The following is a 7,407-nucleotide window of genomic DNA, read 5'->3' on the forward strand; positions in this document are numbered from 1 at the left end:
GGCTACCGTGGCGGGCCTGGGAAAAACCTTAGTATGTTGTAACTATTTTTCGCTCACTGTTTCACGCCGGGTTTCCTGCACGCTGTAACGGTTGGCCGGGAACGGAATATTCAGACGCTCGCGCAGCGTCGGAGCCTGTGAGGGATGCCAGTAACCCCGTGCTTCCAGCACCGGCAATACCAGACGGGTAATGTCATCCAGCGCTTCGGTCAGTACCGGCCCGCTGATGATAAATCCGCTGGCACCGCCCTCTTCCACCCAGCGGATCAGACGGTCGGCGACCTGTTCCGGCGTGCCAAAGAATTCACCACGCGGCAAGGTGGTCTGATACGCGATTTCCCGCAACGTCAGGTTTTCTTCACGCGCCAGTTTCTTGATACTGTCGGTGGTAGAGCGGAAGGTGTTTTGCCCTAAATCACCCAGTTCAGGGAACGGGCCGTCCGGCGGATACTGGCTGAAATCATGGTGATCGAAGAATCGTCCGAGATAGGCCAGCGCATCGTCGAGAGACAACAGTGACAACAGATATTGATATTTGGCCTCAGCTTCCTCTTCAGTTCTGCCGACAACCGGGCTGATCCCCGGGAAAATACCCACCGGATGGCGGCCATTTTTGCTGACCTGTTGCTGTAATTTTGCCGCATACTCCTGCGCTTCTTCCAGCGTACGGGCGTTAGTGAAAACGGCATCGGCAGATTTACCGGCCAGTGCGATACCGGCATCCGACGCGCCGGCCTGGAAAATCACCGGCTGACCTTGTGGCGAACGCTGAATATTCAGCGGGCCTTCCACCGAGAAAAACTGCCCCTGATGATTCAGTCTATGCAGCTTCGCCGCGTCGAAAAACACACCGCTTTCACGGTCGCGCACAAAAGCGTCGTCTTCCCATGAGTCCCACAGCCCCTGCACAACGCTGATATATTCTTCCGCAATCTGGTAGCGCAGCGCATGTTCAGGATGATCTTTACCGAAGTTTTTCGCCGAACCGGCCAGCGGTGAGGTCACCACGTTCCAGCCCGCCCGCCCCTGACTGATATTGTCTATCGAAGCCAGTTGACGTGCGACGGTAAACGGATCGCTGTACGAGGTCGAAATAGTCCCCGCCAGCCCGATGCTGTGGGTCGCGGAGGCCAGCGCTGACAGCAAGGCCACCGGTTCGAAACGGTTGAGGAAATGGGGCAGCGATTTTTCGTTAATGTGCAGGCCGTCGGCCACGAACAGGAAATCAAAACCGGCTGCTTCCGCACGCAGGGCTAAATCACGGAAATACGGGAAATTGACACTGGCATCTGCCGGCGCTTTTTCGTGACGCCACGAGTTCATATGCCCCCCGGCACCGTGCAACATCAGACCCAGCTTGATACTTTTTGATTGGCTCATGAAATCTCCTTACCGCTGGCCAGCCAGCAATTCGATGGACTTCAGCCGCGCACCGGCTTCAGTCAGTGGAGTGTGTATGACAAATTCGTTCACGCACAGGCGGCGCTGAATATCGCGCAGTTGCTGATGGATGTCGCCGGGTGTGCCGTGCAGTATGCTGATTTGCTGCTGTTCGATATGGTATTGCGTCGCGCCGGACTGGCGCACAAAGGCTTCAGCCTGTTCGCGGGAACCGACCGTGACGTGCCGGTCGCCCACCGTGACACGAAAATTATGTCGCCCGGCCACCCGCTCAGCAGCCTGCTCCCGGGTTTCCGCCGCCAGCGCAGCCAGACTGACCAGCGCCTGCCCTTGTCCGGCCGAATATTCATGGAAAGCCAGCACGGATTCTGTCATCACCTCAGCGGAAGCATTGATAAAACCGGCGAAGACAAAGTTCCAGCCCAGCGACGCCGCCAGACGGGCGCTCTCTTTGCTGGCACCGAGTAAAAACCGCTGCGGTGCAACCGGCGGACGCGGCAACGCACGGGCTTCAGTGCCCGCCAGATGGTCATCCAGATGGGTCAGATAATGCGTCAGTTGTTGTAACTGGGCGGGGAAACCGGGAGCTGATTCAGCCGGGGCATGGGCGCGCAACGCTTTGGTCGACAGCGGTAAACCGCCGGGCGCTTTGCCGATGCCGATATCCACACGATCCGGCGCCAGCGATGATAAAAGATGAAAATTCTCCGCCACTTTATACGGACTATAATGTTGCAGCATCACCCCGCCTGAACCTATCCGCAGCCGGGAGGTATGTGCCAGCAACCAGGCGATCAGCACTTCAGGCGAGCTGCCCGCCAGTTTTTCAGTATCGTGGTGTTCCGACACCCATAAGCGGTGATAGCCCAGCTTTTCTGCTGCCAGCGCAAAATTCAGCGTCGCGTCTAGCGCCTGCGCAGCCGTCTGCCCGTCGTTGATCGGGCTTTGATCTAATAAACTCAGTCGGTAATTCACCTGCGCATCCCTTTTTATCCGTTGTGATAAAAAAGAGTTCCACGAAATAAGGTTAAAGCTAAATAATAAAATCACGTTTCTATAGTCAGTATTTTGCTATGCAGGCCGCTGTGCAAAACGACTATAAATTATAGCGACTGAGTATTTCGTTATTCCCGCTGGCCTGACTAGCATGAAATGAATGGCTCCATCTGTTTAACTCTCTCTGTTCAGACAATAAGGTTATTTCGCCATGAGCATTTCACTTGCACAAGAAACACAAAATATTTCATCCGGCACCCCGTCCGGATTATCCGGATTAGAAGAAAAACTCATCGCTTACCGTCGTGAATTACACCAGCATCCTGAATTATCCAATCAGGAGTTTGTGACAACACAAAAGATTACCCAATGGCTGAATGCCGCCGGGATCCGCATTTTATCGCTCGGGCTGAAAACCGGCGTTGTGGCTGAAATCGGGCCGGAACAGGGACCCGTTGTGGCCCTGCGCGGGGACATTGATGCCCTGCCGATTGAAGAAGCCTCCGGCGTAACGTTCAGTTCGCAGCAACCCGGTGTAATGCACGCCTGTGGCCACGATTTCCATACTTCAGTTATCCTCGGTGCGGCATATTTGCTCAAGGCGCGTGAACAGACCTTACCCGGACGCGTGCGGCTGTTTTTCCAGCCCGCTGAGGAACGCTTTGGCGGTGCATCGCAGCTGATTAAAGCCGGTGCGCTGGAAAACGTTGATGCGATTTTTGGCCTCCATAATGCGCCTGAACTGCCGGTCGGTACCTTCGCGACCAAAGGGGGAGCATTCTATGCCAACGTGGATCGCTTTCAGATAACCGTGACCGGTAAAGGCGCACACGCCGCACATCCGGAAGAAGGCACCGACAGCATTGTCACCGCCAGCCATATCGTGACCGCGCTGCAAACGGTGGTCAGCCGCAACGTCAGCGCACAGGACGCGGCGGTGGTCAGCGTCACCCGCATTGAAGGCGGCAATACCTGGAACGTCTTACCCCAAACCGTCGAACTGGAAGGCACGGTGCGCACCTACAGCAGCGAGATCCGCGAATACCTTCCGCAGCGCATCCGCAAAGTCATCACCGGCGTAGCCGATGCGCTGGGCGCGCAGGCGGAATTGCACTGGTTTGCCGGGCCACCGGCGGTGGTGAATACGCCGCGCTGGGCAGAGTTTGCTTTACAGGCTGCCGCAGAATCTGGCTATGACGCGCAGGTGGCGCAGGCACAAATGGGCGGAGAGGATTTTGCTTTTTATCTGCATCATGTGCCGGGTGCGTTTGTCAGCATCGGCTCTGCCAGTCACTTCGGCTTGCATCATCCGCAATTTAACCCGGATGAATCGGCTATTTACCCGGCCGCAAATTATTTCCAGCAACTGGCGGAAAAAGCGCTGGTGGAATTAGCCGGAGAGTAACCATTTCATTCCTGATTTTATTTTCTCACGCCCGGATATTCCGGGCATTTTCCGTGGAAAATTTCCGTCGCGAGGCATTTCTATTTTATCTCTTTGATTATTTGATTTTGTTCTTTTACATCCCGGCAACACTCGGGAATAGTGAAAACGTCACCTCACGGTTCTCACTCCATAAAATAAGATTGCAGGATAAAAAATAATAATGATGATGAAGCATAGCGCAACCCTTACAGCGACCGCCATCGCGGCAATATTAAGTTTTTCATCAGCCGCATACGCCGCACCGGGTATTGATCTGGTTGCCAATGAAACGCCGGTAAATACACCCAAAAGCCCGGAGGCTGTGGCGAAAATCCCGGCCAATTTTAAGTTTGTTGAACCGGGCACGCTGACCGTTGCACTGGCCGTGCTCGGCAGCGCACCGCCGTTCGGGCTGTACGCCCGTGATAATAAAACTGTGATCGGCAGCGAGGCGGATATTGCCCGTCTGGTCGCCGACGGTTTAGGCCTGAAACTTAAAGTGGTTCCGGCCTCCTGGGAGGACTGGCCGCTGGGCGTGACTTCCGGCAAATACGATGCGGCAATCTACAACATCACGGTCACCAAAGATCGCAAAACCAAATTTGATTTCGCTACTTACCGCGAAGATACCCTCGGTTTTTATGTGAAAAGTGACAGCAAAATCACCTCCATTAAATCCGCACCCGATATCGCCGGTAAACGCATTATTGTCGGCTCAGGCACCAATCAGGAAGCCGTGTTGCTGGCGTGGGACAAAGAGAATCAGGCCAAAGGCTTACCGGCGCTGAAACCGCTGTATGTCACCGATGACGCTGCCGCGACGCTGGCGATCCAGTCCGGCCGGGCTGACGCGACGTTCGGCCCGAACGTGACCGGCGCGTATAAATCCCTGCTGACCGGCAAAACCAAACTGGTCGGCACCGTGCCTGGCGGCTGGCCGAAGACTGCCAATATCGCCGTCACGCTGAAAAAAGGGAATGGCCTGGTGGATGCCGTGCAGGCGTCGCTGAACAGCGCCATTGCCAGCGGGGCTTACATCAAAGTGCTGGATCGCTGGGGTGAAAGCGTCGAGAAGATCGATCACTCTGAAATTAACCCGCCGGGACTGGGCGACTGATCAGGAGCAGAAACGATGAGCGAAGATATTTTCATTCAGACCGTGCCGGAAGACCCGCTGATTGCACCGGTCATCGACGGATTGTTCGGTGAATACCGTGACCGCTACGGCGATTTCTTTTCGAGCCAGCCGCCGGAAGATGACAGTGTTTTTTCCGCCCCCGATGGCGCCTTCATTGTTCTGCTGAGAAACGGCGAGCCCGTTGCGATGGGCGCGTATAAACGCTACGACGAACAGACCGCCGAGCTAAAACGCATCTGGACGCACCGCGCGCTGCGCCGTCAGGGACTGGCGCAAAAAATCCTGCATGAACTGGAACGGCGTGCTGCCGCGTATGGTTACCGGCGGGTCTTTCTGACCACCGGATTCCGCCAGCCTGAAGCGGTCGGATTGTATCTGTCACACGGTTACCAGCCGCAATTCGATACCCGTCTCGACCCGGAAGTCTATTCCCGGCCGCCGTATGACGGGCGACTGCCGTTTACCAAAACACTGAAAGCGCAGGTGCCGGTCACCTCATCTGCGACATAACGACAAGGGAACTCCATGAGCGAAAATACCCCTTCAACTGTGAATCATCCGCCGCTGAAAGTGGTACCGGCGCGCTATCCGTGGCGACTGGCCGGTGCGGTATTTTCGGCATTTATTCTCTTAGGTATCATCCAGTCAATCGCCACGAATTCCCGCTGGGAATGGGGCGTATTCCGCCAGTGGTTTTTTGATCCGGTGATCTTGTCCGGGCTTGGAAAAACCCTGTTGCTGACACTGCTGGGCACGCTGTTCGGCGTGATTTTCGGCACCGCACTGGCCCTCGCCCGTCTGTCTAAATCTTATTTGCTCAATGCGCTGGCCTGGGGGTATATCTGGCTGTTCCGTTCATTGCCGCTGCTGCTGGTGCTGATCATCCTCTACAACTTTTCCTATCTTTACGACAACCTTTCGCTCGGCATTCCGTTCACCACGGTTTCCTTTTTCAGCACCCCGACGGTTAATTTGCTGGATCAGTTTTCCGTCGCCGTGCTCGGCCTTTCCCTGGTGCAATCAGCCTATACCGCAGAGATCATTCGTGGCGGGATTTTGGGCGTAGAACACGGCCAGCACGAAGCCGCCGCCGCGCTGGGATTACCGGCCTACCGCCGTACATTTCGCATTATTTTGCCGCAGGCTTTGCGTTCAATTCTGCCAACCGGTTTTAACGAAGTGATCAGCCTGGCGAAAGGCACATCGATTGTTTACGTCCTGTCGATGCCGGAACTGTTTTACACCGTGCAGGTGATTTACAACCGCACGCAACAGGTGATCCCGTTGCTGATGGTCGCTACCGTCTGGTATCTGCTGATCACCACCGTGCTGTCGGTTTTACAGTATTACGTCGAACGTTATTTCTCCCGCGGTACTGTGCGCCAGGTCGCGCCAACCCCCTTGCAGCGCCTGCGTCAGTGGCGCGTCGCCCGTTCTTAATAAAGGGAAAGCACTATGTCTGAAGCCTTTGATTTATTCGTTAACCGCCCAAGGGAAGCCCCGGTTGAACAGCTGTTCCCGCGCAAACCTCAGGCAGCCACCGTCGGGCGTATAGAGATCAATAATCTGAGCAAGTACTACGGCGCGCATAAAGCGCTGGATAACGTCAGTCTGAGCATTGAACCCGGCACCGTGACCGTGATCCTCGGCCCGTCCGGTTCGGGAAAATCGACACTGTTGCGCACGATTAATCATCTTGAGCGCGTCGACGAAGGTTTTATTCAGATCGATGGTGACTACATTGGTTACCGCCGCAAAGGCGATACACTGTATGAGCTGAAAGAGCGCGCCATTCTCAGGCAACGCAGACACGTCGGTTATGTATTCCAGAATTTCAATTTATTCCCGCATATGACGGTGCTGGATAACATCATCGAAGCGCCGGTAGTTCACGGCCTGATGAGTCGCAAAGACGCCATCATCCGCGCCGGTGAACTGCTCGACACCGTCGGCCTGCGTGAGAAAGCCCACGCCTGGCCGCGTCATTTGTCCGGCGGACAGCAACAACGTATCGCCATCGCCCGCGCGCTGGCGCTGAATCCTAAAGTCATGCTGTTTGATGAACCGACATCGGCCCTCGACCCTGAACTGGTCGGCGAAGTGCTGGATGTGATTAAGAAACTGGCGCAATCAGGCGTAACACTGGTGGTCGTTACTCATGAAATCGGCTTCGCGCGCCAGGTCGCGGATCAGGTGGTATTTATGGTCGATGGTCGCGTTGTTGAAAGCGGCGCTGCCGAACAGGTGCTGGAACGGCCGGTTCACGCCAGAACCCAGGCTTTCCTGGAGAAGGTGCTTTAGCTGCCACACACATGTGACAAAGGTTTTGCTTTACTCCTTCCCCGGCAAACACTGCGCGATTTTGCTTTTGCTCCTTCCCCTCTCACGAAGGGAAGGAGTGTGGGTTTGATGGCAACTCATACAATTACACCACCATTAATACCCC

7 protein-coding genes are annotated in these 7,407 nt (G+C 55.4%); 5 read left to right on the forward strand and 2 right to left on the reverse strand.

Annotated features, from left to right (window positions below; translation table 11 throughout):
* Nucleotides 1-42 precede the first annotated feature (42 nt).
* Nucleotides 43-1,380 (reverse strand): LLM class flavin-dependent oxidoreductase, encoded by a 1,338-nt coding sequence (locus tag J1781_RS05070; RefSeq protein WP_217233290.1) that lies wholly within the window; start codon nucleotides 1,378-1,380, stop codon nucleotides 43-45.
* Between the two features lie 9 nt (nucleotides 1,381-1,389).
* A complete protein-coding gene (locus tag J1781_RS05075; protein WP_129991808.1) occupies nucleotides 1,390-2,376 on the reverse strand; it encodes an MsnO8 family LLM class oxidoreductase in 987 nt (328 codons plus the stop codon).
* A gap of 232 nt (nucleotides 2,377-2,608) precedes the next feature.
* Between J1781_RS05075 and J1781_RS05080 the strand changes: the two genes are divergently transcribed.
* From J1781_RS05080 to J1781_RS05100, 5 genes are all read left to right on the forward strand, one after another.
* Nucleotides 2,609-3,802: an amidohydrolase gene (locus tag J1781_RS05080; protein ID WP_217233291.1), complete on the forward strand. Its 1,194-nt coding sequence runs from the start codon at nucleotides 2,609-2,611 to the stop codon at nucleotides 3,800-3,802.
* A gap of 208 nt (nucleotides 3,803-4,010) precedes the next feature.
* The gene (locus J1781_RS05085; RefSeq protein WP_205951635.1) at nucleotides 4,011-4,940 is read left to right on the forward strand and encodes an ABC transporter substrate-binding protein; all 930 of its coding nucleotides are present in this window, start codon (nucleotides 4,011-4,013) and stop codon (nucleotides 4,938-4,940) included.
* Between the two features lie 15 nt (nucleotides 4,941-4,955).
* Entirely contained in the window at nucleotides 4,956-5,471 is a 516-nt protein-coding gene (locus tag J1781_RS05090) for a GNAT family N-acetyltransferase (RefSeq protein ID WP_217233292.1), read from the forward strand.
* Between the two features lie 15 nt (nucleotides 5,472-5,486).
* Nucleotides 5,487-6,401, forward strand: coding sequence for an amino acid ABC transporter permease (locus J1781_RS05095; protein WP_129955481.1), 915 nt, complete (start codon nucleotides 5,487-5,489; stop codon nucleotides 6,399-6,401).
* A gap of 15 nt (nucleotides 6,402-6,416) precedes the next feature.
* Nucleotides 6,417-7,262 carry an amino acid ABC transporter ATP-binding protein gene (locus tag J1781_RS05100; protein ID WP_235173987.1) on the forward strand — a complete coding sequence of 282 codons (846 nt, stop codon included), beginning with the start codon at nucleotides 6,417-6,419 and terminating at the stop codon, nucleotides 7,260-7,262.
* The last annotated feature ends 145 nt before the right edge of the window (nucleotides 7,263-7,407 follow it).

The organism is Rahnella perminowiae, assembly GCF_019049695.1.
Lineage (GTDB): Bacteria > Pseudomonadota > Gammaproteobacteria > Enterobacterales > Enterobacteriaceae > Rahnella > Rahnella perminowiae.